Here is a 23999-nt window from a genome sequence, read left to right as displayed (position 1 = left end):
TGCTACCGCCGGCTGCGCCCGATCTGCTATCAGCGACCGGGATCGACAAGCCGGACGAGCCCTTGACGCACGACCTCACCTGACGCACGGCCTCACGCGCCGACGCGGAACCGATTCCCGTCGAACCCGACGACGTCGCCGACCACCAGCTGGCGCCCGCGGCGGAGGTCGACCTCGCCGTTCACCGTCACACGTCCCTCGGCGACGGACTCTTTCGCCTCTCCTCCCGAGAGAATGCCCGCGAACTTCAGAAACTGGCCCAGGCGGATCGACCCGCCACCGAGCGGGACGTCGACAGGCTCGGGGACGGCCGCGGCGGTCATCACAAGCGACCGATCGGGGAAGGAACGTCAGAGTCGTCGTACGCCATCGGTAACTCCATCACCTGGAAAATGTCCGGCGAGTACCAGTGCTCCTTGCCCCCACGACCGTGCGTGCCTAAGGACCGGAGCCATCCGCGGGCTTCAGCATTGCGGATGAGATTTCTCGCGCCCTGGTTCGTGATGTCGAGGCGGGTCTGAACATGCCGGACGGTAACGAACGGATTCCGAACAATGATCTCGACGAGTCGAGGCAGGCTCGACCTTTCTTTGATCGCCTCCTCGTAATAGCGCTCACGGATCCGGATGAGCTTCCCGGAACGCGTAACCGCATCGTCCGACTGTGCGCGGACCGCCCGGAGAAAGAACGTCAGCCATCCATCCATATCGCCGGTCTCTCGAACTGCCTGCAAGCGCTCGTAGTACTCCTCGCGGTGCGTCTCGAAGAAGTGGGAGAGGTACAGGAGCGGCAGAGGAAGTCTCCTCCGCTCCATGAGAAGCAGGTTAATGAGCAGACGCCCAATCCGCCCGTTCCCGTCGAGGAAGGGGTGAATTGTCTCGAATTGGTAGTGCATGAGGCCCGCCTGGATCAAGGCGGGAAGGCGCCGACCGTCGTCATTCACGAAACGCTCCCAGTCGGTAAGCAGATCACCCAGGTGAACAGGCAATGGAGGAACGAAGGCGGCAGTCTCAGGCGTCGCGCGGGCGTGCCCGACCCAGACCGGCGAAGTCCGGAGCTCACCCGGGTTCTTCTCCTCACCCCGCACTCCCGTGAGGAGCGTCGCGTGCACTGCGAGTATCAGCCGCTGGGTGATGGGAAGGGTCTTCGCCAGCTCGTACGCCTGGTTCGTCGCGTCAAGGTAGCGGTGAACTTCGGCCGTATCGTCGTTCCGTGAGTCCTCATCGATTTCGGACTGGAAAACGTCGGAGAGGGACGCCTGGGTCCCCTCGATGCGGGAACTTGCCAGAGCCTCCCTCCGCAGGTAGGGCCCGATGAGCTGCCCCGGATCGGTGATGAGCATCCCGAGGCCCTGTAGGTGGCCCAGCGCCGCGTCAGCCTCCGACAGGGCTGACACCACCTCCGCGGAGAGATCGAGGGCACGGGGTATGGGTTTCGGCAGGTAGTAAGTGAACGCCCACTTGTTCCCCGGTTCCCGAGTCGGGCTCCCGAACGGCGAGTCGGCGAAACGATCCTGGTCCATGCGTCGACGCTACAACAGATCGGGGGTTGAAGTTGGAATTGAGGGCGTTCGACCTAGTGCACTTGGAGCGTCGGCGCAACGCTCCAACTCGGCCCCCTGATCGTGGGAGCGTCACACCGCCGGGATGTCCGCGAACCGCGAGAAGTGCCCGTGGAAGCCCACCGTCACCGTGCGCGTCGGGCCGTTGCGGTGCTTGGCGACGATGAGGTCGGCCTCGCCTGCGCGGGGGTTGTCCTTCTCGTAGGCGCTCTCGCGGTGCAGGAGGATCACCATGTCGGCGTCCTGCTCGATCGAGCCCGACTCGCGCAGGTCCGAGATCGCGGGCAGCTTGTCGGCCCGCTGCTCCGGCCCACGGTTCAACTGTGAGAGCGCGATGACCGGCACCTGCAACTCCTTCGCGAGCAGCTTGAGCGCGCGCGAGAACTCCGAGACTTCCTGCTGACGGCTCTCGACCTTCTTGCCCGAGGTCATCAGCTGGAGGTAGTCAATGACGACCATCTTGAGACCGACGCGCTGCTTGAGCCGACGGCACTTGGCACGGATCTCGACGAGCGTCATGTTGGGCGAGTCGTCGATGTAAAGCGGAGCGTCATTGATCCGGCCGCGAGTAGAGGCGATGGTCGTCCAGTCGCGCTGGTCGACCGTGCCCTTGCGCATGTGTTGCAGCGGCACCGAGGCCTCGGCCGAGAGCAGGCGCATCGCGATCTCGCTGCGCCCCATCTCGAGCGAGAAGAAGATTGTCGGCATGTTGTGCTTGATGGCGGCGGCGCGCGCGAAGTCGAGCGCGAGGGTCGACTTACCCAGCGCGGGACGGGCGGCGACGATGATCATCTGCCCCGCGTGGAAGCCGTTCGTCAGGTCGTCGAGATCGGCGAATCCGGTGGGAACGCCGGTGAAGGCACCGTCCTTGTGCGCGGCCGCCTCAATCTCGTCAATCGCGACGGTGACCGCGTCGGTCAGTGGGACGTAGTCCTCCGCTGTCTCGGACCCCGTGACGTTGTAGATCTCGGCCTGCGCCGAGTTGACCAGGTCGAGCACCTCGCCCTCGCCCTGATAGCCCATCTGGGCGATGCGGGTACCGGCCTCCACCAGGCGACGAAGCAGCGCGCGCTCAGCGACGATGGACGCGTAGTAGCCCGCGTTCGCGGCGGTCGGCACCATCGAGGTGAGGGTGTGCAGGTAGTCGGCCCCGCCGGCGCGCTGCAATTCGCCCTGCTTGGTGAGTTCGTCGGTGACCGCGATGACGTCGGTCGGCTCGCCGTGCGAGTAGAGCGCGAGGATCGCGTCGAACACGATCTCGTGCTTGGGGATGTAGAAGTCGGTGCCCTTGACACTCTCGACGACGTCGGCGACGGCGTCTTTCGAGAGCAGCATGCCGCCGAGCGCGGACTGCTCGGCGAGAAGGTCGTGCGGAGGCGTCCGCTCGTTGCCGCGGGACTCGCCGCGACTGTCCCGCCCGTCCGAGCCGGGAACCGCCAGGTGCGCGATCGTCATGCCTTCGCCTCCTCCTGTCGGGTGCCTCGCGGAACGGATGAGCGTCCGATCAAGCCGGTGTCGAGTCCTGGTCTACCAGCGACCTCCGACAGCGGCGCAGAATCGCCCGTCCGCTCCCCTCGCGGGGCGCTGCGCCACCCTACGGACCACCCGCCACACCATGCAAACCGCCCTGTGGAAAGAGCTGTGGACAACTGCGGAGAAACGCCGCGCCCACTGTGTGCAACATGTGGAGAACCCTGTGGGATTAGACGCCCCTACGAAGTTTTTTCTACGTCCTGACCAGGGATTTCTCCCATCCTACAGCTGTGCGTGGAAAACAGCCTTCAGCCCACGTTGAAGGTTGCCGCCGCCGGAGGGTGTATGTGGATAGCGCTGTGGACAACGGCAACGACAGAGGGCGGTGCGTCGGGACTGAGAAGTCCCGTCGCACCGCCCTCTGCGGCGTTCTCGCGGCCCTACTTAGCCGCGACCACCTGCAGCTTCACAGTGGCCTGGATGTCGTCGCGCAGACGCACCACGGCCTCGTGCTCGCCGACGTTCTTGATCGCGTTGGCGATCACGATCTTGCGCTTGTCGAGCTCGCCGAATCCGGCCGCTGCCACCGCGTTCGCGACGTCAGAGCTCTTCACCGAACCGAAGAGGCGGCCGTCCTTGCCGGCCTTGACCGTCAGCTTCACCCGGTTGGCCTCGAGGACCTGCTTGGTGTGCTGCGCCTCCTCGATGGTCTTGTGCTCACGAGCGGCTCGCGCCGACTTGATCTGCTCGACCTGCTTCTCGCCACCGCGGGTCCAGGCGACGCCGAAGCCCTGCGGGATGAGGTAGTTGCGGGCGAACCCGTTCTTCACATCGACGACATCGCCGGCGGAGCCGAGCCCGTCGACCTCGTGGGTCAGGATGACCTTGGACATACCGTTACCTACCTTCCGCTGCCGGCGTAGGGCAGGAGCGCCATCTCGCGGGCGTTCTTGACGGCACGGGCGATGAGGCGCTGCTCCTGCACGGAGACACCGGTGATACGACGGGCGCGGATCTTCCCACGCTCCGAGATGAATTTGCGGAGGGTCGCGACGTCCTTGTAGTCGATGACACCCACGCGGACCGACTTCGCGGGGGCCGCGTTCTTCGCGCCCTTGCCGCGGATCGGCTTGCGGCGGTCGCCGCTGCTCTTTCCAGCCATAGTGGTTTCCTTAGATTCTGGTTCGCCCCTGTCCCGTCGCGAGCGATCGCGGTGCGGGTGGGGCGGGATTCAGGTGAGGAGAGCGTTCGAGCCGAGGCTCAGAACGGCGTCTCGTCGTTGTAGCTGCCCGGCGTGCTCCACACGTCGCCACCGGCAGGAGCGCTGGGCGCCCACGGCTGCTCAGCCTGGCCACCGCGGTTGCCGCCGACAGCGCCGGAGCCGCCCTGGTTGCCGCCGCCGAAGCCGCCCTGGTTGCCCTGGCCGCCGCCGACCTGCCCGCCGTTGCCCTGGCCGCCACCGGCCTGGCCGCGCCCGCCTCCGCCGGAGGTGCGCGTGACCTGCGCGGTCGCGTAGCGCAGCGAGGGCCCGATCTCGTCGATCTCGAGCTCGATGCTGGTGCGCTTCTCGCCTTCCTTCGTCTCGTACGAACGCTGCTTCAGGCGGCCAGTCGCGATGACACGGCTGCCCTTGGTCAGCGTTCCCGCGACGTTCTCGGCGAACTCGCGCCAGACGGAGGCGCGGAGGAACAGCGCTTCGCCGTCCTTCCAGTCGTTCGCCTGGCGGTCGAAGGTGCGTGGCGTGGAGGCGATGGTGAAGTTCGCGACCGCAAGCCCGCCCTGCGTGTAGCGCAGTTCGGGGTCGGCCGTGAGGTTGCCCACCACGGTGATGATCGTCTCGCCGGCCATGAGCGCTACGCCTTGGGAGCGGCCGGAGCCTTGGCAGCCTTGCGGGCGGCCTTCTCGGCAGCGAGCTTCGCGGCGGCTTCGACCTGGGCGATGCCCTCTTCGGCCCGCAGCACCTTGGTGCGCATGACGGCCTCGGACAGCTTCAGCTGACGGTCGAGCTCGTTCGCGGCGTCGGAGGTCGACGTGAAGTCGACGACGGCGTAGATGCCCTCGGACTTCTTGTTGATCTCGTACGCCAGACGGCGGCGGCCCCAGACGTCGACCTTGTCGATGGATCCACCATCGGTACGGATGACGTTGAGGAACTTGTCGAGACTCGGAGCGACGGTGCGCTCATCGATCTCGGGGTCCAGGATGACCATGATTTCGTACTGATGCGTCACTAACCCACCTCCTTCGGACTAAACGGCCACGGTATTTCCGTGACAGGAGGGTATGTAGCATCTGCCCACTCCCGCGGACGCGACTGCGTCTGTTCGTGGACAACCTCCACAGACTACAACAGGACCGCCCCGACGCGCCGGACGGATGCGCGGCACTGTCACTCAGCGGCACTGTCACTCAGCGGCACTGTCACCCAGCGGCACTGTCACTCAGCAGCACTGTCACTCAGCAGCACTGTCACTCAGCGGCACTGTCACTCAGCAGCACTGTCACTCAGCAGCACTGTCAGTCAGCGGCTCAGTCGCTCCACCGCTCAGCGCGACGCCCACCACTCGCGCAGACGCTGCGTCGCGGCCTCCTCGCCGAGTGGACCCTCCTCCAGTCGCAACTCCAACAGGAACCGGTAGGCCGCTCCCACCTCGGGGCCGGGCGCAACGCCGAGGATCGACATGATCTGCGTGCCGTCGAGGTCGGGCCGCTTCGACGCAAGCTCCTCCTTCTCGGCCAGCTCGGCAATGCGCGCCTCGAGATCGTCGTAGGCGTGCGCGAGCCGCTCCGCCTTGCGCCGGTTGCGCGTCGTCACGTCGGCGCGCGTCAGGATGTGCAGGCGCTCCAGCAGGGGCCCGGCATCGGTCACATAGCGGCGCACCGCGGAGTCGCTCCACGCCCCGTCCGTGTAGCCGAAGAACCGCAGGTGCAGCTCGATCAGGCGCGCGACCTCCGTCGTGGACTGCTTGTCGAATTTCAGCGCGCGCATCCGCTTAAGTGCGAGCTTGGACCCGACGAGATCGTGATGGTGGAAGCTCACCGCACCGCCGGGCTCCATACGCCGTGTCGCCGGCTTTCCACTGTCGTGAAGCAGGGCCGCGAGCCGCAGCACCACGTCCGGCTCAGCGCCCGGGTGCCGCGCCTCCTCCAGCGCGATCGCCTGCTCGAGCACCGTGAGGCTGTGCGTGTAGACGTCCTTGTGGTGGTGGTGCTCGTCCTGCTCCAGACGGAGGGCGGGCAGCTCCGGGAGGAAGTAACCGGCCAATCCGGTGTCCACGAGCAGTTCCAGTCCGGCGCGCGGCGAGGCTGTCGCCAGCAGCTTGCGCAGCTCCTCCTGCACCCGCTCGGCCGACACGTCGCGGATCCGCCCCGCGAACTCGGCCATCGCCCAGTCCACCTCGTCCGTGGTGCGAAAGCCGAGCTGCGACGTGAAGCGGGCCGCGCGCAGCATCCGAAGCGGATCATCACCAAAGGACACGTCGGCCGCGGAGGGGGTGCGCAGCCGCCCCGCGAGCAGGTCCTCCACTCCGCCCGACGGATCGACCAGCACGACCTCGGGGATCCGCAGCGCCATCGCGTTGACGGTGAAATCGCGGCGCACCAGATCGCCCTCAAGGGAGTTGCCAAACTCGACCTCGGGCTTACGACTCACCCCGTCGTAGCTGTCGCTGCGGTAGGTGGTGATCTCGACCGTCTCGCCGGCCACCCGCGCGCCGATGGTGCCGAAGGCACGCCCAATGTCCCAGTGCGCCTCGGCAATCGGAGCGACGATGCGCACGATGTCGTCGGGGTGCGCCGACGTGGTGAAGTCGAGGTCGTGGACGTCGTGCCCGAGGAACGCGTCGCGCACCGGTCCGCCCACGAGCGCGAGTTCGTGTCCGTGGGTGGCGAACGCCTCGGCCAGCCGCGCGACCGCCGGTGTCCACGCGAGGGAGCGGAGTGTCTCGAGAGCGGTCTGGACGCTGTGCATTCGCCCGATCCTACTGGGGCAGTGCGGCCGGCGAGACGGTAACCGTGTCAGCAGGTTACAGCAAGATCGCCGCGCCCAGGTGACCCACCGGCAGCCCCGACGGGGCCTGCACGTAGAATCACCCGCATGGAGGCCGAGTGAGTCCGATGCATCGGCGCGACCTCACCCCTCCCCGTCTCCGCCGGCTCATCCGCCTCGCCGGAGCGGCTGTGCTCTCGGCAGTGCTCCTTGGCACGCCCGCCGTCGCTGAGCAGGCCCCCGGATTCAAAGCCGCGGTCTTCCCCTCCGGGACCGTCACCGCCACGGTCGGTGCTGCGAACGACGGCGTCCTTCCGTTGAACCAGGACCTCCAGCTTTCGGTCGCCGTGCGCAACGGCACCACTCAGTCGGTCGATGCCGCCACCGTGAGCGTTGCGCTCTCGTACGCCACCCTCGACTCGCGCGTTGAACTGCACGACTGGCTCGACGCCGAGGCCGACAACGACACCGATCCGGTCCAGGCGGGCGCCGAGCTGCGCCTTCTGCCCTCCAGCACCGCCGAGGCAGTCGTCACTGTGCCGGTCGAGCAGATCCCTTTCTCGAACGACCGCACCGCGCTCGGCACCCATGCGGTCCTCGTCACGATTACGGACCCCGACGGTGTGGTCTCGACCGCCCGTACCGCGGTGGAGCTGACCGACAGCACCGCCTCTGCGCAGGAAACGGGCGTCAACATCCTCGTGCCGCTCACCGTCCCCGACACGGATTCCGGACTGCTCTCGGCCGACACCCTGCGCGATTACACGCAGCCCACGGGCACGCTCTCCCGGCAGCTCGACGCGGTGTTCGGCCGCGCCGTGACGATCGGAGTGGACCCGCGCATCCTCGCGTCCATCCGTCTTCTCGGCGAATCGGCCCCGGACTCGGCGGTGACCTGGCTGCGACGGCTCGAGGCCGCACCCAATGAGGTGTTCGCCCTGCCCTACGCCGATGCCGACATCGCCGCCCAGGCGCAAGCCGGCCTCGACACTCTCCTCGCGCCCACCTCCTTCGAGTACGGCATCGACGACACCCGCTTCGGCAACGCTTCCAGTACGGCAACGCCCGCGGCTGGGCCGGACCAGCCCGGCTCCCCGACCCGACCCGAACGGCCGAGCACGGAGTCCCTGCTCTCCCTTGGCTGGTCATCGACCGTCGGCCCCCTCGCCTGGCCGGCGACCGGGACCGTCCGCGCCGCTGATCTCGACGTCTACGCCGCGAGTGGTCTGACGCGCACGGTCGTCTCCTCCGACGACCTCACGCTCCCGAAGGCCGTCGACACGGCCACTCGGGCGATGGTCGACGGCCATGAGATCGTCGTCGCCGATGGCCGCCTCTCCGCCGGTTTCAGCGATGCGGTCAGCGCCACCACCGAACCCGCGTGGCGCGCCCGGATGAGCGCCCTCTCCGCGGGACTCGCGCAGGTGCAGCGCGAGGGCACGACTCCCACTGTCGTGCTCGCGCTCGACCGTGACTCGGCGCTCGATGGAGCCCGGCTCGCACAGACCCTCGATGCGCTCAACGCTCTCCCGTGGGCACAGGGGGCGTCATTCAGCGCCGCGCTGACGGCTCCGGCCACCGACGGCGTGACGATCACCGACTCCGCTGAACCGGCTCGGCGCCTCGGGACGGTGCGGGACCTGCTCGCCACCGCCTCGCTCATCGACTCCTTCTCTGCCGTGCTGCGCGAGCCGGACCTGCTGCGCGGCAAGAGCCGCAACGACCTCCTCGCCCTGCTTGCCGTTGCCTGGCGTGGAGATGATGCCGGCTGGGAGAAGGCCGTCGAAGCGAGTCGGCAGCTCGCCGAGACCACTCTCTCGGCGGTCCGCGTCGAGTCCTCGGACAGTGTGCTGCAGCTCTCGCACGATTCGAGCATCCCGGTGTACGTCCGCAACGATCTGCCGTGGCCGGTGGAGGTACGGATCGACGCCTCCACCTCCAACGCCGTCCTCGACATCGACGAGACCTCGATCAAGCCGGCCTCGATCGACGCGAGCTCGCAGGGCCGGCTGCCCATCCCGGTGAGAGCCCGCGTCGGCAATGGCGAGACGCAGGTGCGGGTGCAGCTCACGGCCCTCGATAGCACCCCGATCGGCACGCCCACGAGCGTGGTAACCAGCGTGCGCGCCGACTGGGAGACCGTCGGGACGCTCGCGCTGGGAATCCTGCTGGTCATCATCTTTGGCGTCGGGATCCTCCGTAACATCCGCCGTCGCCGCCGAGGCGACACCACAGAGGACGAGGAGGACCCGAACGCCCCGCTCGCGGTTCAGCCTGGCCTCGACGACCGAATGGACCCGCGTGGCTAGCTTTTCCCTCGGACGCGCCAGCGCAGTCCTCGCCTCCGGCACGATGGTCTCGCGAGTGCTCGGCTTCGTCATGTCGATCGTCTTCGCCCAGACGATCGGCGTGGTCGGGCAGGGTGCCGACGCGTTCACCATCGCTAACGGACTGCCGAATACGATCTACTCGATCATCGCCGGCGGTGCTCTGAACGCGGTCCTCGTGCCTCAGATTGTGCGCGCCGGCTTACATGCCGATGGTGGGCGCGCCTACATCAACCGCCTCTTGACGCTGGCCTTCGTGCTGCTCATCGTGGCAGCAGTCGTAGCGACCCTCCTTGCGCCGGTGCTGGTGCGGCTCAACGCAGCCGACTATGGGCCACAACAGTTCCAGCTCGCCATAGCATTCGCCTACTGGTGCCTCCCGCAGGTCTTCTTCTACGGGCTCTACACGATCCTCGGCGAGGTGCTCAACGCACGCGGCTCCTTCGGTCCCTTCACCTGGACCCCCGTGGTCAACAACGTCGTGACGATCGCGGGTCTCGTCGCTTTCCAATCCCTGTTCAGGGTCGGCACCGTCCAGCTCCGCTCCGCCTCCGTGTGGACGTCCGAGATGGTCGCGGTGCTCGCGGGCTCAGCGACACTCGGCGTCGCACTCCAAGCGATCCTGCTCGTGTTCTTCTGGAAACGTGTCGGGCTGACCTACCGCCCCGACTTTCGCTTCCGCGGCGTGGGCCTGGGGCGCGCAGGCCGCATCGCCATCTGGACCTTCGGAGCCCTCCTCCTCACCGTCGCGGCAGGCTTCATCGAGAACTCCACGGTGAGCGGCAGTTCCGGCAACTACGCCTCGGCCACTGCGCTGCAAAAGGCGTGGCTGATCTTCATGCTGCCCCACTCCGTGATCGCCGTTTCGGTCGCCACCGCCTACTTCACCCGGATGAGCGGGCACGCCGCCGCGGGCAGAATCGACGACTTCCGCGCCGACGTCTCCGCCTCGATCCGCATCGTCGGCCTCTTCTTGGTCTTCGCCGCGGTCGCCCTGGTCGTGTGCGCCGTGCCCTTTGCCGCTGTCTTCTCGGACAGCGACGACGTCATCGCGCCAATGGCCGCGATCATCACCGCCTACGTCGTCGTCCTGCCGCTCTTTTCGACCCTCGCGATCGTGCAACGCGCCTTCTACTCGCTCGACGACGGACGGACTCCGTTTTTCTACACACTCGTGCAGACGGCGATCGTGGTCGTCGGCTGCCAGATCGCCCTCTTCGGACCCCGTGGAGCGACTGCGCTGGTCGTCGCCGCCTCCGTCTCGCTGGGCATCGCCGTCCAGGCGATACTCGCCTGTTTCCTTCTCCGGCGCCGCCTCGGCGGACGCGGCGGATGGGTCATCGTGTGGCGGTTCGTGCAATACACCGTCGCCGCCCTGCCGGCAGGAGCCGTCGGAGGCGTCGTCATGATCCTCCTCAGCGTGCAGGACAACCTCCCCGTGGCGACCCCGTTGTCCGCGGTCGTCTCGATGGCCATCGCGGGCACCGCCATGGCCATCGTCTACATTGCGATCCTCTGGGTCATGCGGGTGCCGGAGCTGCGCACCCTGGCCGCGCCGTTCTTCCGTCGCCTCGGACGCTGACGCACGCAGGCGTCAAATACATAAATCCCTGATGAGCGCCGTTTTTTAAGGCACGGGGGTTCACAGGTGCTCCGGGACGCCGTCGCGCATCCACCGTGCCCAGGCTCGCGGAATAGCGCCCGCCTAGGATGTGTTGTAGCCCTCGGAGCCGCGGAACGATCGAGCGCCCGGCCCCGGGCGTTCGGCCTTACCGCCTCACCCGTCACCGCTCGTACAGACCCCGAGGAGTTGCCGTGCGCGACATCGTCATCATCGGATCCGGCCCGGCCGGCTGGACCGCCGCCATCTACGCGGCGCGCGCCGAACTGCACCCGGTGGTCGTCGCCTCCTCCGTCGAGATCGGCGGTGACCTCATGAACACGACCGATGTCGAGAACTTCCCCGGCTTTCCCGACGGCATCCTCGGCCCCGAGCTCATGACCGCGATGCAGGCCCAGGCCGAGAAGTTTGGGGCCGAAACCTTCTACGACGATGTCACCTCCCTCGACCTTGAGGGCGAGATCAAAACGGTGTACCTCGGCTCCGGAGAGAGCATCGAGGCGAAGAGCGTCGTCGTCGCGACCGGTTCCGCGTACCGCAAGCTCGGCCTGCACGATGAGGACCGCCTGTCGGGACACGGAGTGTCGTGGTGCGCCACCTGCGACGGCTTCTTCTTTAAGGGCAAGACCATTGCCGTCGTCGGCGGGGGCGACTCCGCGATGGAGGAGGCGACCTTCCTGACGAAGCACGCCGCAAAGGTCTACATCATCCACCGCAAGGGTTCGTTGCGGGCCTCGAAGGTGATGCAGAAGCGTGCCTTCGACAACGAGAAGATCGAGTTCGTCTGGAATTCCGAGGTCACGGGCATCACCGGCGAAAGCCACGTCACCGGAGTAAAGCTGCGCGACACAGTCGACGGCATCGAGTCGCACCTCGATCTCGACGGCCTCTTCATCGCAATCGGCAATGATCCACGCACCCACATCGTGCACGGCAAGCTCGATCTGACGACCGAGGGCACGATCTCCGTTGTCGGTCGCTCCTCCCAGACCTCCGTTCCCGGCGTCTTCGCCGCGGGCGACGTCATCGACCCGACCTACCGTCAGGCCGTCACCGCCGCCGCCTCCGGAACGGTCGCCGCCCTCGACGCGGAGCACTACCTGGCCGCGCTCGCCGATGGCATTGCCCACACCGACGGCTCACCCCGAGCCGAACTCATCACCCGCTGACCCACTGGGCAGCACGCAGGAGCCGGCTTTGCCGGCTCGTGAAGGAGAAAACCGTATGTCCACCGCGAAGAGCGTCACCGACGCATCGTTCCAGTCCGACGTTCTCGACTCCGAGAAGACCGTCCTGGTCGACTTCTGGGCCGAGTGGTGCGGCCCCTGCCGCATGGTGTCGCCCATCCTCGACCAGATCTCGGCCGAGCACGGCGACAAGATCGAGATCGTCAAGCTCAACGTTGACGAGAATCCGCAGACGGCCGCGAAGTACCAGATCACGTCGATCCCGGCGATGAAGGTCTACCAAAAGGGTGAGGTCGTCAAGACGGTCATCGGAGCGAAGCCCAAGCCGGCGCTCGAGGCCGACCTGGCCGCATTCCTCTGAGTTTCAGAGCACACTGAGTTTCAGAGCACACTGATCGCCACGCGGTCGCAGAGAACCCCCGTCGCCTCCTGGCGCGGGGGTTTTCTGCGTCCCGTAGAGGTTTCACGTGAAACCACATTCACGCCACCGAAAGCGGCCAGGCCGCCAATGGCACAGTGGCGTCCAATCTCCCTCGGGCATGCTCAGCGGCGGCAGCTACTGTAGACAGACTCGGCTGTGTTCGAGTTATCCCCGTCCACCGAGCGAAGCGAAACCCATCGTGACCAACCGCGGCACCAACCTCGATCCCTGGTACAACTCCTACGCGGAGCGCACGGCCGGATTGGCCGCCAGCGAGGTCCGAGCGCTGTTCGCGGTCGCGTCACGTCCCGAAGTCGTCTCGCTCGCGGGTGGTATGCCATTCGTCGCTGCGCTCCCCCAGGACCTCGTCTCTGGCGCCATCGACACGGTCATGCGCGAGCAGGGCCCCGTCGCTCTCCAATACGGCTCTGGCCAGGGATTCCCGGCCTTACGGGAGCAGATCCTCGACGTTATGGCGCTTGAGGGGATCTCTGCCAGTGCGGACGATGTGGTGGTGACCACAGGCTCCCAGCACGCGCTCGAGCTGGTCTCCAAGCTCTTCCTCAACCCCGGCGACGTCGTGCTTTCCGAGGGCCCCAGTTACGTGACCGCGATGGTCATCTTCCGCTCGTATCAGGCTGAGATCGAGCACATCCCGATGGACGAGCACGGCCTGATTCCCGCAGCCCTCCGCGAGCACATCGCTCGCGTGCGTGCTGCCGGCAAGACGATTAAGTTCCTCTACACGATTCCGACGTTCCACAACCCGGCAGGGGTCACCCTGAGCTGGGAGCGGAGGGTCGAAATTCTCGAGATCTGCAAGACCGAGGGGATTCTCGTCCTCGAGGACAACCCGTACGGGCTGCTCTATTTCGAGGATGTGCCGCCCAAGGCGATGCGCTCGTTGGAGCAGGACGGCGTCATCTACCTCGGCACCTTCTCCAAGACCCTCGCGCCCGGCTTCCGCGTCGGCTGGGCCCTCGCTCCGCATGCGATCCGCGAACGGCTGATCCTCGCGAACGAGGCGGCCGTCCTGAGCCCCTCGTCCTTCAGCCAGCTGGTGATCTCCCAGTACCTCGAGACGGCCGACTGGCGGGCCCAGATCGATACCTTCCGGGGTGTCTACCGAGAGCGCAAGGAGGCGATGCTGCGCAGCCTGCAGACACACCTCCCGGAGTTGACGTGGACCAATCCGAATGGTGGCTTTTATGTATGGCTGACACTGCCGGCCGAGCTCGACTCGAAGGCGATGCTTCCCCGCGCAGTGAAAGAACTCGTGGCCTACACGCCCGGAACCGCGTTCTACGGCAACGGAGATGGACGACAGAACATCCGGCTTTCGTTCTGCTACCCCACCCCTCAACGGATCGGCGAGGGTATCCGCCGACTCGCAACAGTCATCAATGGCGAACTCGACCTCCTCTCCACCTTCGCCGGCACTGGTTCATTGGCAAACGCTGACGCGAACGCGCAGGACAGCCTCCTGCCGCCCGCTGCCTCCTGACAGCACCTCCGCTAGTCGATTGAAAGAAAGCCCTGGTCATGACCGATTTCTCTGTGCTCGACCGTACTCTCGACATCCTCGTGATCAGTGGAGGAATCAGCCACGAACGTGACGTATCGCTTCGCTCTGGACGGAGGGTGGCCGACCGTCTGTCGGCGATGGGGCATCGGGTGGCGCTGCATGAGCCGGACGCAACGCTGCTCACGACGCTCCTGCAGATGCGACCCGACGTCGTCTGGCCCGCGGTGCACGGAGCGAGCGGTGAGGACGGCGCCCTGCTCGGGCTGCTCGAAGCCGCCGGCTTCTCGTACGTCGGGTCGCGAACCGACGCCGCCCGTCTCGCCTGGTTCAAGCCGACCGCAAAGACTCTTGTCGCGCGTGCCGGCTTCTCGACACCCGACTCCATCACGCTCCCCCGCGAGACATTCCGCGAGCTCGGAGCTGCCGGCATTCTCGAGCAGGTAGTCGCGCACCTCCCCGGGCCGCTGGTTGTCAAGCCGGCGCAAGGTGGCTCTGCTCAGGGCGTCAGCATCGTCTCGGATCCGGAGCAGCTACCCCGCGCGATGGTGGCGGCGTACACCTATGGCGAGGTCGTGCTGATTGAGCAACAGATTCAAGGAACCGAAGTCTCGGTGGGAGTGCTCGATCTGGGCGATGGGGCCTTTGCGTTGCCCCCGGTCGAGATCGAGCCAGTCGCTGGCCGCTACACCTTTGAAGCTCGGTACAACGCGGGGGAGACGCGGTTCTACACACCAGCAAGAGTATCGACGGAGCAGCTTGATGATGTCTGCCGCGTGGCCGTGGCGATTCATGAACTTCTCGGCCTCCGCCACCTCTCGCGAATCGATTTCATCATCGACGAGCCAGGGACCCCGTGGTTCTTCGACGCGAATGTTCTGCCCGGGATGACAGAGACATCGCTGGTTCCCCAGGCGATTGAAGCCTCCGGCAGGTACCTCGGCGACGTGTACTCGACCCTCGCACGCCTGGCACTCGAAGGCTGACGCCGTTTCACGTGAAACGTCCGTCGGGCATCATCACGACTAGACGCTCGGCGGCGAACGAACCACCAGACTACCTTTGCTCTTAATGAGTCACCGCGGGGACGTGAGCCCGAGACGAGACGGGCCTATTCAGCACCCCAGCCGCATTGCCACACCACCATGCCGCTCGATCAAACAACGACCGGTGCACCGTTTCACGTGAAACGGTCCTACGACGTCAGCGACACTTCGGAGGGCTCGCCGATCTCGGCAAGGATGCGATTGAGGTCCTGAATCGACGCGAAGTCGATGACCATCTGCCCTTTGCGCGCACCAAGAGTGACTCTGACCCGCGTATTCAGGCGGTCGCCGAGATGATCCGCAATAGAGGAGAGGTGCCCCGAGTGTCCGCCCGGCTCCTCCGGTACGACCCGCATCGATGACTTCGGCGCCTTCATCCGGGCCGCCGCCGCCTCCGCCGCGCGTACCGACAGGTCCTCATTCACAATCTTCTCGGCGAGCCGACGCATCGCCTCTATCCCCTCGAGCGACAGCACCGCTCGAGCATGGCCGGCAGTCAGAACCCCGGCCGCGACGCGCGCCTGCACCTCCGCGGGGAGTCTCAGCAGGCGCAGTGTGTTCGAGATCTGCGGGCGCGACCGCCCGAGCCGAGTGGCCAAGGCCTCCTGGGTGATGCCGAAGTCGCTGAGCAGTTGTTGATACGCCGACGCCTCCTCGAGTGGATTGAGATCGGCTCGGTGCAGGTTCTCCAGGAGCGCGTCCCGCAGCATGTTCTCGTCGGCAGTGTCCTTGATCACCGCGGGGATCGTCGTCAGACCCGCTGCCTTCGACGCACGAAAACGCCGCTCTCCCATCACCAGCTCGTACTTAGCTCCGCCGCGCCCGGAACGCGGTCTGACGACGATGGGCTGCAACACCCCAAACTCGCGGATGCTGTGCACCAACTCAGCGAGGTCATCCTGATCGAACACGGATCGAGGCTGGGCAGTATTCGGAATGATCTCAGCGAGGGGGAGTCGCGCCAGGCGAGCGCCCGGAACCTCCAGCAGCTCCTCCTCGCGCGCGGAATCGCCCACCTGATCAGGGAAAAAGATATCGACCGGCCGGGATCGCGTCTCGTCACTCGTGGGGATCAGCGACCCGATCCCCCTGCCAAGTCCTGTGCGCTTAGACGCCATCAGCGTGCCTCTCCTTCGGTCTGAACGCTGGTCGGGATCCGGGCCCCGCGACGCGCGATCTCCGCCGCCGCCTCGAGGTATGCCAGCGACCCGGATGACTGCGGGTCATAGCTGATGACGCTCTGGCCGTAGCTCGGCGCCTCCGAGATTCGCACATTGCGGGGGATCACGGCGCGAAGGACCTCCTTCGGGAAGTGCTCGCGCACGTCAGCTGCAACCTGCTGAGAGAGATTCGTGCGCCCGTCGTACATCGTGAGCAGGATCGTCGAGACGCCGAGATTGGGGTTGAGGTGGCGCTCGATGAGGTCGATGTTCTTCAACAGCTGGCTTAACCCTTCCAGGGCGTAGTACTCGCACTGGATCGGAATGAGAACCTCGCGCGCTGCGACAAAGGCATTGATGGTCAGCAGGCCGAGGGACGGGGGGCAATCGATGAAGACGTAGTCGAAGGGCTCGGCCATCCCCTCGAGCATTCGATCGAGCGCTCGGCGGAGCCGTTGCTCACGCGCCACGAGCGAGACCAGCTCGATCTCGGCGCCGGCGAGATGAATTGTCGCCGGCACGCCGTAGAGCGAGGCGAACTCCGGGCTCTTCTGCACCACATCTGCGAGGGGAGTGTCATTGACGATGACGTCGTACACGCTCGCCGTCTCGGCGCGATGCTCGATCCCTAGAGCCGTCGAAGCATTGCCCTGGGGATCGAGATCGATGACGAGGACCTTCGCCTCTCCCCGAGCGAGCCCCGCGGCCAGGTTGACGGTCGACGTCGTCTTGCCGACGCCGCCCTTCTGATTCGAGATCGTGATGACCCGCGTCGACTCCGGCTTCGGCAGCGGCTGCGCAGTGAGCAGAGCCCGTCGCCGCGTCATGTCGGCGATTTCACGCGCAAGCGGAGTGGAGGAGTCGAAGCTCCCGGACAGGCCGGCGGAACCGGATTGTTTCACGTGAAACCTCTACTCAACGGGGGACAGGTGGGGGCACCGAGGAGTCAACGGCCGGGGAGTCGAGCTACTCACTGCGTCGTCGTCGCGATCATCCCACTGTAGCCCGGACCACCCGTGTCACCTCGGAGAGCACGCCGTTGCCGAGAACCACGACCTCCGGCGGGGAGAGTCGGAACCGCTTGATCTGCTTCGAGGCGGCCTCGATCTCTCTCTCCGCATTGATGCCCTTGAGCAGCACGAGCTCGCCACCCGGTCGGAGTAGAGGCGCAGTCAGCGGGATCAGCTTGGAGAGAGCGCTCACCGCGCGTGCTGTCACCTGATCGAGCGGTTCCGGAAGTCGAACCTCCTCGGCCCGAGCTCGAAGAACTGAGACATTATCGAGACCGAGTGCATCAACCTGTTCTTGCAGCCAGAGAATGCGTCGCTCCATCGGCTCAATGAGCACGAAACGCACGTCGGGCCGCACGATGGCCAATACGAGCCCCGGAAGACCTGCGCCACTCCCCACGTCACCGACCAAACCGGGACGGAGGAGAGGAGCCACCAGGGCGCTGTTGAGAACGTGCCGCGTCCACAGGCGGGGGAGTTCAAGCGGTCCGATCAGCCCGCGCTCCTCGCCCTGCTCAGCTAACGCCGCAGTGAACCGACGCAGCGCCGGCAGACGTTCACCGGCGATCGCGGAAGCGGCAGTCGGCTCCGGCTCGAGGGTCGGCTCCACAGGGCTTAGCCGCGGGTGATGACGGTGTGGCGCTCGCGTGCCTCGCCACGCGACTCCGAAACGAAACCGCGCTCGCCCACCATGTCGTGCACCAGCTTCCGCTCGTACGACGACATCGGCGGGAGCGACGCCGATGTCGCCCCCTCCTCGATGCGCTCGATGGCACGGTCGACCAGCTGCGCCAGCTCCACCTCGCGAGCCTCGCGCGAGCCACCAATGTCGAGGATCAGGCGTGAATATGCGCCGGTCTTCGTCTGCACCGCCAGCCGGGTGAGTTCTTGAAGGGCCTGGACGGCATCGGGTCGCGACAGCACGCGGAGGTTCGTCTCGCCCGTGGCGGTGACCGAGAGGTAGGAGCGGCCATTGCGCACCTCGATGTCGATATCGCCGTCGAGGTCGCAGATATCGAGGAACTCCTCGATATAGTCCGCGGCGACGTCGCCCTCCTCCTCAAGCTGCGAGAGCGTCGACTCGGGAGCCTCGTCGGTCCCCTCCGAGACGGACGCCGAGGTGACGCGGGCATCCTCCTCCACACTGGTCTGGGCGACGGTCTGCATCGGATCGGTCATGACGGCCCTACTTCTTTCCGGCTTGCTTCTTGGAGCGGTTCTTACTCACAGGCTGAGGGCGCTGCACGGCCTTCTTCTCGACGAGGGTGACGTCGCCGGCGGCGGTCGTCTCCTCGACGAGCTTGCCCTTGCGGCGCAAGCGCTCTTCGCGCGCCTTCGCGGCCTCGCTGCCCGGGGTTGGCATGTTCCGGATAACGATGAACTGCTGAATCATCGTCCAGATGTTCGAGGTCAGCCAGTAGAACATGACGCCGAGAGGGAACGCGAAGCCCGAGAAGGCGAAGACGAGCGGGAGGATGTAGAGCAGAATGCGCTGCTGCTTGAAGGTCGGCGATGCCTTGGCCTCGGGTGACATGTTCTTCGAGACGATCTGCAGCTGCGTGATGAACTGCGAGGCAGTCATCAGGACCACCATGATCACCGCGATGATGATGACCGGCTCCTGGCCACCCTGCGCGAGCGCGCCCTGAATCGACTGGTGCAGCGGGGCGACACTGAAGAGGTTGGCCTCGCCGAACTGACGCGCGAGCGTCTCATCGAGCGGGCCGACGCCCTTCTGGCTGTGCTGCGCCGCGTTCAGCACCGAGAACAGGCTGAAGAAGATCGGCATCTGAATGAGCAGCGGGAGGCACGAGGCGAGCGGATTCGTCCCCGTCCTCTTGTAGAGCTCCATGGTCTCGCGGGACATCGCCTCGCGGGAGAGCTGATCGCGCTTGCCCTTGTACTTGTCCTGGATCTTCTTGAGCTGCGGCGCGACCTCGAGCATCCGACGCTGGCTCTTGATCTGCTTGACGAAGATCGGGATGAGCGCGGCGCGGATGACGATGACGAGGCCCACGATCGAGAGCACCCAGGTGATGCCCGCGGCCGCTTCCATGCCGGTGAACGTCAGCAGTTGGTGGAAGGCGACAAGGAGCAGCTCGACCACCCATTTGAGGGGCCAGAGGATCGTGCCGATGAAGTCCATGAAGTGGGGTCAGTCCTTTCGAGGACCCACGACGAATCCGGCTCGCGTCACGGCGAAGCGGATCCGGCCGGGAGCCGGTCGGTGCAGAGGGATCGAGGTCGGGACGTCGTCGACTCCACCGGCCGCCCACGGGTGGCAGCGGAGGAGCCGACGGGTCGCGAGGACGGAGCCGAGGACGAGCCCGTGAAGCTGGACTGCCTGAAGCGCGTACGCGGAGCACGAGGGGTAGTAGCGGCAGACCTCGCCATACAGCGGAGAGATGACCCGGCGGTAGACGAGAAGCAGGAGGATGCCGATGTTACGTGGCAGCAACAGCACGCCCCAGGCGAGTCGCGTCGGCCACGAGGAAGCGGAGGGGAGTACCGCGGTCATCGAAGACCTCCGGCCTTCCGCGAGATCCGCGCCATCGCGCTGGCGAACTCCTCGCGCAACTCCGACCACGACGCCTCGGCACTGCTCGGCAGCGCGCGAATGACCACGTCCGTCCCCGGATCGGTCTGGGCCACGAACTCGAACGCCACCGCCTTGAGCCTGCGGCGGACGGTGTTGCGCGTCACGGCCGTTCCGACCGTCTTCGCGACGATGAAGCCAAACCGCACGGGAGTCGTTCCGGGCGTCCGCCGGACATACGTGACGGTGTGCGGTCCCGTGGACCGCACACCGCGACGGACGACAGTCCGATACTCGCCTCCGTGGACGATGCGATTGGCTCTGGCCAGCACCGCTGGTCGGTACCGTTCGGTACTACGCGGAGAGCTCGGTGCGCCCCTTGGCGCGGCGGGCGCTCAAGATGGCGCGGCCGGCACGGGTGCGCATGCGAAGACGGAAGCCGTGCACCTTGGCGCGACGACGGTTGTTCGGCTGGAAGGTTCGCTTGCTCATAATCAGATCTCCACGTACGTGTTCCGCGGCACGAACCGGCTCCACCCTCGAGGGCGGCAACTCCGGATCCTCCGGGAAGAAGGGGTGCCCGGCTTCGACCATGCAGGGCCCGCGAGGGCTGCTCGGACGACACCGGGCAGGCGTCAACTGATTAAAGCTACGGCCTGCACCGTCACCGGTCAAATGTGGACACCGCGAAACCTCGATTCTGCACACGGGACGGCGCCTTCCCTGCATTGACACGCGGGTGTTGCTGTGGTGGATTTGTCTCCCGTCGGCTCCGTTCGTTACCGTGTTGAACCGCATTTATCCACAGGCGGACCCGCGTTCTTCCGCGCCCGTGCTGGAATCGCCCGGGATCGGTGGATAAACCTGTGGAGAAGCCGACCCGACGTCGTCTCTTTCGAGGACACGGCGTCCCGTCCCGAACCGGCCCCTCGCCAGGCCTCCGGGCGACGACGTCCGACAGAGATCTCCCAGCGCACCGACTTCACAGCGACACCGACTTCACAGCGACACCGACTTCACAGCGACACCGACAGAGCGACGAGGACCGGAGACACATGCCAGACGACACGTCGATGGTCGACGCGTGGAACGTGATCCTCGGCGCACTGTCCCAAGACGAGCGGATCACCGCTCCCCTCTACGGCTTCGTTTCGCTCGTGGAACCCAAGGGCATCATGGCGGGCACCTTCTACCTCGAGGTTCCCAATGAGTTCACCCGCGGGATGCTCGAACAGCGTGTGCGGGTCCCCCTCCTCAGCGCGATCGGCACCCTCGACGACTCTTTCGGCGTCACGACGTTCGCCTTCGTCGTGAATCCGGACATCGAGCACGAGCCGCTGAGCTCCCCCTCGGCGCAGGAGTCTATGAACCCGTTCGAGCCGGTCACCGGCTCGTCCGCGACCCTCGCTCCGGTCCGCGCGGTCGAAGAGTTGCGCACGATGCCGGCGACCGACACCCGACTGAATCCCAAGTACAGCTTCGACAACTTCGTCATCGGAGGATCGAACCGCTTCGCCCACGCCGCTGCGGTCGCCGTCGCCGAGGCCCCGGCGAAGGCCTACAACCCGCTGTTCGTCTACGGCGACTCCGGACTGGGCAAGACGCACCTCCTGCACGCGATCGGCCACTATGCGATGAGCCTGTATCCGGGGATCCGCGTGCGCTACGTGTCGAGCGAGGAGTTCACCAACGACTTCATCAACTCGATCGCGAACAACCGGGGCAACGCGTTCCACGGCCGGTACCGCAACGTCGACATCCTTTTGATCGATGACATCCAGTTCCTGCAGGGCAAGGCGGAGACGCAGGAAGCGTTCTTCCACACCTTCAACCAGCTGCACGACCACAACAAGCAGGTCGTGATCACCTCCGATTTACCGCCGAAGGCACTGACCGGCTTCGAGGACCGGATGCGCTCGCGCTTCGAGTGGGGCCTCATCACCGACGTGCAGGCGCCCGACCTCGAGACGCGCATCGCGATCCTCCGCAAGAAGGCCGTCAGCGAGAAGCTGCTTGTCCCCGACGAGATCCTCGAATTCATGGCGTCGAAGGTCTCGAGTAACATCCGCGAGCTCGAGGGGACGCTGATCCGCGTCACCGCTTTCGCGAGCCTCAACCGCACGCCGGTCGACATGTCGCTCGTGCAGACGGTGCTGAAAGACCTGATCACGCTCGACGAAGACAACGTCATCTCGCCGGTCGACATCATCAATCACACCGCCGACTACTTCAAGCTCACGGTCGACGACCTCTACGGCTCCTCCCGCTCGCAGGCGGTGGCCACCGCGCGCCAGATCGCGATGTACCTGTGCCGAGAGCTGACGAACCTGTCACTGCCCAAGATCGGCCAGCTGTTCGGCAACCGCGACCACACCACCGTGATGTATGCGAACAAGAAGATCTCGGAGCTGATGAAGGAACGCCGCAGCATCTACAACCAGGTCACCGAGCTGACCACCCGCATCAAGACCAACCGCTAGCGCGCGATTCCGGCTCTACGGAGGAGCTGTCGCCTCGACGGCCACCGGGACGAATCAGGGTCCGCAGGCGCTGTCGGGAACTCCGCCTGCGGCTGGACCATCCCTGTCAGTGGGAGGTCTTTGGCGCGATTTCCACAGTGTGAAGAACCTGTGGATAACTGTGGACAACCGCGCTCGATCTGTGCGACTGCATCGTTCACCTGTGGACGGCGGCCAGTCGGTCCTGATCGCTCCACAGGCCGTCCACGACCGCGCCCACATGCCCTCCACAGAGCCGACCCCGCCCCATCCCAGCGTTCCCTAGGGCGCGGGTGCGCTTTCCACAGTTTCCACACGTGTTAACACTGTTAACGCAGTTCTCTCTTTAATCAGGGGCCGACCAGCAACCTCTCCACAGCCGGTCAAACCTGTTCGGGCCGCCACCTCTGCCAACCTCGACGAGCCCGGCAGGTACGATGGGCGACGGTCTTCGTCCGCGACTCGTCAGGGGTGTACTCGTGAGGTTCCAAGCCAACCGCGATGTCTTCAGCGAGGCGGTGTCCTTCGCGGTAAAGCTGCTACCGCAGCGCACGACGTTGCCGATCCTCTCGGGGGTCCTCATCGAGGCAACAGCGGAGGGTCTGACGCTCTCCTCCTTCGACTACGAAGTCTCGGCGCAGACGCAGATCGCCGCCGACGTCGAGGAAACGGGGACCGTGCTGGTGTCGGGCCGCCTCCTCGCAGACATCGCCAACCGGCTGCCCAACGCTCCCGTGCGCATTGCCACCCAGGAGTCGCGCGTCTCGGTCTCGGCCGGGTCCGCGCACTTCACGCTCTTGCAGATGCCCGTGGAGGAGTACCCGAGCGTTCCCGAGATCGACGCGTCCACCGGCCTCGTCCCGGCTGACGCCTTCGCTGCGGCCGTGTCGCAGGTAGCGGTCGCCGCCTCCCGCGACGACGTGACTCCCGTCATCACCGGTGTACAGCTTGAGATCACCGAGAACATCATCAGCCTCGTCGCGACCGACCGGTACCGCGTCGCCGTTCGCGAGATCGACTGGGACAACGGCGACAACCCCGCGCCGGCGCAACCGCTCACCGCGCTGGTTCCGGCCCGCACTCTCCAGGAGGTCGGCAAGACCTTCGGCCACTCGGGAACTGTCTCGATCGCGATCACGAATCGCGACGAGCGCGAACTGATCGCGTTCACGGCCGACCGCAAGACGGTGACGTCGCTGCTGATCAAGGGCAACTATCCGCCCGTGAAGCGGCTGTTCCCCGCTTCCATCGAGAACTACGCGGTCATGGCGACCAGCGACCTCATCGAGGCCACCCGTCGTGTTTCGCTCGTGCTCGAGCGCGAGGCCGCCCTCCGCTTCAGCTTCAGCAGCGACGGGCTCACGCTCGAGGCCATCGGCTCGGAGCAGGCACAGGCGTCCGAGAGCATCGACGCGATCGTGACCGGGGACGACGTCGTCGTCTCCCTCAAGCCGCAGTTCTTGCTCGACGGTCTCGCCGCGGTGCACTCGGAGTTCGTGCGGATCGCGTTCACGAAGACCGAGAACCCGAACAAGCCAGGGCCCGTCCTGATCACCGCGCAGACCTCACGCGAGCAGCCCGGCAGCGACAGCTACCGCTACCTGCTCCAGCCCAACCTGCTCCTGCGCTAATCAGTATTTTTGGCGCCA

Annotated in this window: 24 protein-coding genes; 8 read left to right on the top strand and 16 right to left on the bottom strand. The window is 65.9% G+C overall.

The features are described from left to right. Positions 1–92 precede the first annotated feature (92 nt). From HRF29_RS09935 to HRF29_RS09900, 8 genes are all read right to left on the bottom strand, one after another. Positions 93–323 carry an RNA-binding S4 domain-containing protein gene (locus tag HRF29_RS09935; RefSeq protein ID WP_173248312.1) on the bottom strand — a complete coding sequence of 77 codons (231 nt, stop codon included), beginning with the start codon at positions 321–323 and terminating at the stop codon, positions 93–95. Beyond that, entirely contained in the window at positions 323–1522 is a 1200-nt protein-coding gene (locus tag HRF29_RS09930; protein WP_173248310.1) for a Fic family protein, read from the bottom strand. The genes HRF29_RS09935 and HRF29_RS09930 overlap by 1 nt, the downstream gene beginning before the upstream one ends. 111 nt (positions 1523–1633) lie before the next feature. Further along, the gene (dnaB, locus tag HRF29_RS09925; RefSeq protein ID WP_173248308.1) at positions 1634–3016 is read right to left on the bottom strand and encodes a replicative DNA helicase; all 1383 of its coding nucleotides are present in this window, start codon (positions 3014–3016) and stop codon (positions 1634–1636) included. Positions 3017–3474: 458 nt separating this feature from the next. Beyond that, a complete protein-coding gene (gene rplI, locus HRF29_RS09920; RefSeq protein ID WP_173248306.1) occupies positions 3475–3927 on the bottom strand; it encodes a 50S ribosomal protein L9 in 453 nt (150 codons plus the stop codon). 8 nt (positions 3928–3935) lie between these two features. After that, positions 3936–4196, bottom strand: a complete 261-nt coding sequence (gene rpsR, locus HRF29_RS09915; RefSeq protein WP_055784551.1) for a 30S ribosomal protein S18 — start codon at positions 4194–4196, stop codon at positions 3936–3938. Positions 4197–4294: 98 nt separating this feature from the next. Beyond that, a complete protein-coding gene (locus HRF29_RS09910; RefSeq protein WP_173248304.1) occupies positions 4295–4882 on the bottom strand; it encodes a single-stranded DNA-binding protein in 588 nt (195 codons plus the stop codon). A 5-nt stretch (positions 4883–4887) separates the two neighbouring features. Further along, entirely contained in the window at positions 4888–5244 is a 357-nt protein-coding gene (gene rpsF, locus HRF29_RS09905) for a 30S ribosomal protein S6 (protein WP_187698392.1), read from the bottom strand. Between the two features lie 335 nt (positions 5245–5579). Further along, positions 5580–7004, bottom strand: coding sequence for a CCA tRNA nucleotidyltransferase (locus HRF29_RS09900; RefSeq protein ID WP_173248300.1), 1425 nt, complete (start codon positions 7002–7004; stop codon positions 5580–5582). Positions 7005–7150: 146 nt separating this feature from the next. On the opposite strand from HRF29_RS09900, the gene HRF29_RS09895 reads away from it, so the two are divergent. The 6 genes from HRF29_RS09895 (at position 7151) to HRF29_RS09870 (ending at position 15086) form a co-directional block, all read left to right on the top strand. After that, a complete protein-coding gene (locus HRF29_RS09895; protein ID WP_246226932.1) occupies positions 7151–9331 on the top strand; it encodes a DUF6049 family protein in 2181 nt (726 codons plus the stop codon). Further along, on the top strand, positions 9324–10931 hold the full coding sequence (gene murJ / locus HRF29_RS09890) for a murein biosynthesis integral membrane protein MurJ (RefSeq protein ID WP_343043714.1): 1608 nt from the start codon (positions 9324–9326) through the stop codon (positions 10929–10931). Before HRF29_RS09895 ends, murJ begins: the two co-directional genes overlap by 8 nt. A 233-nt stretch (positions 10932–11164) precedes the next feature. Continuing rightward, complete coding sequence (trxB, locus tag HRF29_RS09885) at positions 11165–12139, top strand: thioredoxin-disulfide reductase (protein WP_173248297.1); 975 nt, start codon at positions 11165–11167, stop codon at positions 12137–12139. Between the two features lie 55 nt (positions 12140–12194). Beyond that, complete coding sequence (gene trxA, locus HRF29_RS09880) at positions 12195–12518, top strand: thioredoxin (protein ID WP_055784535.1); 324 nt, start codon at positions 12195–12197, stop codon at positions 12516–12518. A 259-nt stretch (positions 12519–12777) separates the two neighbouring features. Beyond that, positions 12778–14082, top strand: coding sequence for an aminotransferase-like domain-containing protein (locus HRF29_RS09875; protein WP_343043713.1), 1305 nt, complete (start codon positions 12778–12780; stop codon positions 14080–14082). A 38-nt stretch (positions 14083–14120) separates the two neighbouring features. Further along, complete coding sequence (locus tag HRF29_RS09870; RefSeq protein ID WP_173248292.1) at positions 14121–15086, top strand: D-alanine--D-alanine ligase family protein; 966 nt, start codon at positions 14121–14123, stop codon at positions 15084–15086. Positions 15087–15295: 209 nt separating this feature from the next. Here HRF29_RS09870 and HRF29_RS09865 read toward each other — a convergent pair whose 3' ends face one another. The 8 genes from HRF29_RS09865 to rpmH all read right to left on the bottom strand — a co-directional run bounded on the left by HRF29_RS09865 (position 15296) and on the right by rpmH (position 20344). Then, complete coding sequence (locus tag HRF29_RS09865) at positions 15296–16264, bottom strand: ParB/RepB/Spo0J family partition protein (RefSeq protein WP_173248290.1); 969 nt, start codon at positions 16262–16264, stop codon at positions 15296–15298. Next, positions 16264–17133, bottom strand: a complete 870-nt coding sequence (locus HRF29_RS09860; RefSeq protein ID WP_173248692.1) for a ParA family protein — start codon at positions 17131–17133, stop codon at positions 16264–16266. Before HRF29_RS09860 ends, HRF29_RS09865 begins: the two co-directional genes overlap by 1 nt. Positions 17134–17296: 163 nt before the next feature. Beyond that, positions 17297–17926, bottom strand: a complete 630-nt coding sequence (gene rsmG / locus HRF29_RS09855; RefSeq protein WP_173248288.1) for a 16S rRNA (guanine(527)-N(7))-methyltransferase RsmG — start codon at positions 17924–17926, stop codon at positions 17297–17299. A 5-nt stretch (positions 17927–17931) separates the two neighbouring features. After that, complete coding sequence (locus HRF29_RS09850) at positions 17932–18495, bottom strand: Jag family protein (RefSeq protein ID WP_246226911.1); 564 nt, start codon at positions 18493–18495, stop codon at positions 17932–17934. Positions 18496–18502: 7 nt separating this feature from the next. Then, positions 18503–19462 carry a membrane protein insertase YidC gene (gene yidC / locus HRF29_RS09845; RefSeq protein ID WP_173248287.1) on the bottom strand — a complete coding sequence of 320 codons (960 nt, stop codon included), beginning with the start codon at positions 19460–19462 and terminating at the stop codon, positions 18503–18505. Between the two features lie 9 nt (positions 19463–19471). Further along, the gene (gene yidD / locus HRF29_RS09840; protein ID WP_173248285.1) at positions 19472–19834 is read right to left on the bottom strand and encodes a membrane protein insertion efficiency factor YidD; all 363 of its coding nucleotides are present in this window, start codon (positions 19832–19834) and stop codon (positions 19472–19474) included. Further along, entirely contained in the window at positions 19831–20184 is a 354-nt protein-coding gene (gene rnpA, locus HRF29_RS09835) for a ribonuclease P protein component (protein WP_173248283.1), read from the bottom strand. The genes yidD and rnpA overlap by 4 nt, the downstream gene beginning before the upstream one ends. A 22-nt stretch (positions 20185–20206) precedes the next feature. After that, on the bottom strand, positions 20207–20344 hold the full coding sequence (gene rpmH, locus HRF29_RS09830; RefSeq protein WP_027692766.1) for a 50S ribosomal protein L34: 138 nt from the start codon (positions 20342–20344) through the stop codon (positions 20207–20209). Positions 20345–20907: 563 nt separating this feature from the next. Here rpmH and dnaA point away from each other — a divergent pair. Then, on the top strand, positions 20908–22332 hold the full coding sequence (gene dnaA, locus HRF29_RS09825; RefSeq protein ID WP_173248281.1) for a chromosomal replication initiator protein DnaA: 1425 nt from the start codon (positions 20908–20910) through the stop codon (positions 22330–22332). 497 nt (positions 22333–22829) lie between these two features. Continuing rightward, complete coding sequence (gene dnaN / locus HRF29_RS09820) at positions 22830–23981, top strand: DNA polymerase III subunit beta (RefSeq protein WP_173248279.1); 1152 nt, start codon at positions 22830–22832, stop codon at positions 23979–23981. Positions 23982–23999: the final 18 nt, after the last annotated feature.

Source organism: Rathayibacter agropyri (assembly GCF_013249015.1).
In the GTDB taxonomy this organism is placed as follows: Bacteria; Actinomycetota; Actinomycetes; order Actinomycetales; family Microbacteriaceae; genus Rathayibacter; species Rathayibacter agropyri.
This window is presented reverse-complemented; position numbering and strand designations above follow the sequence as displayed.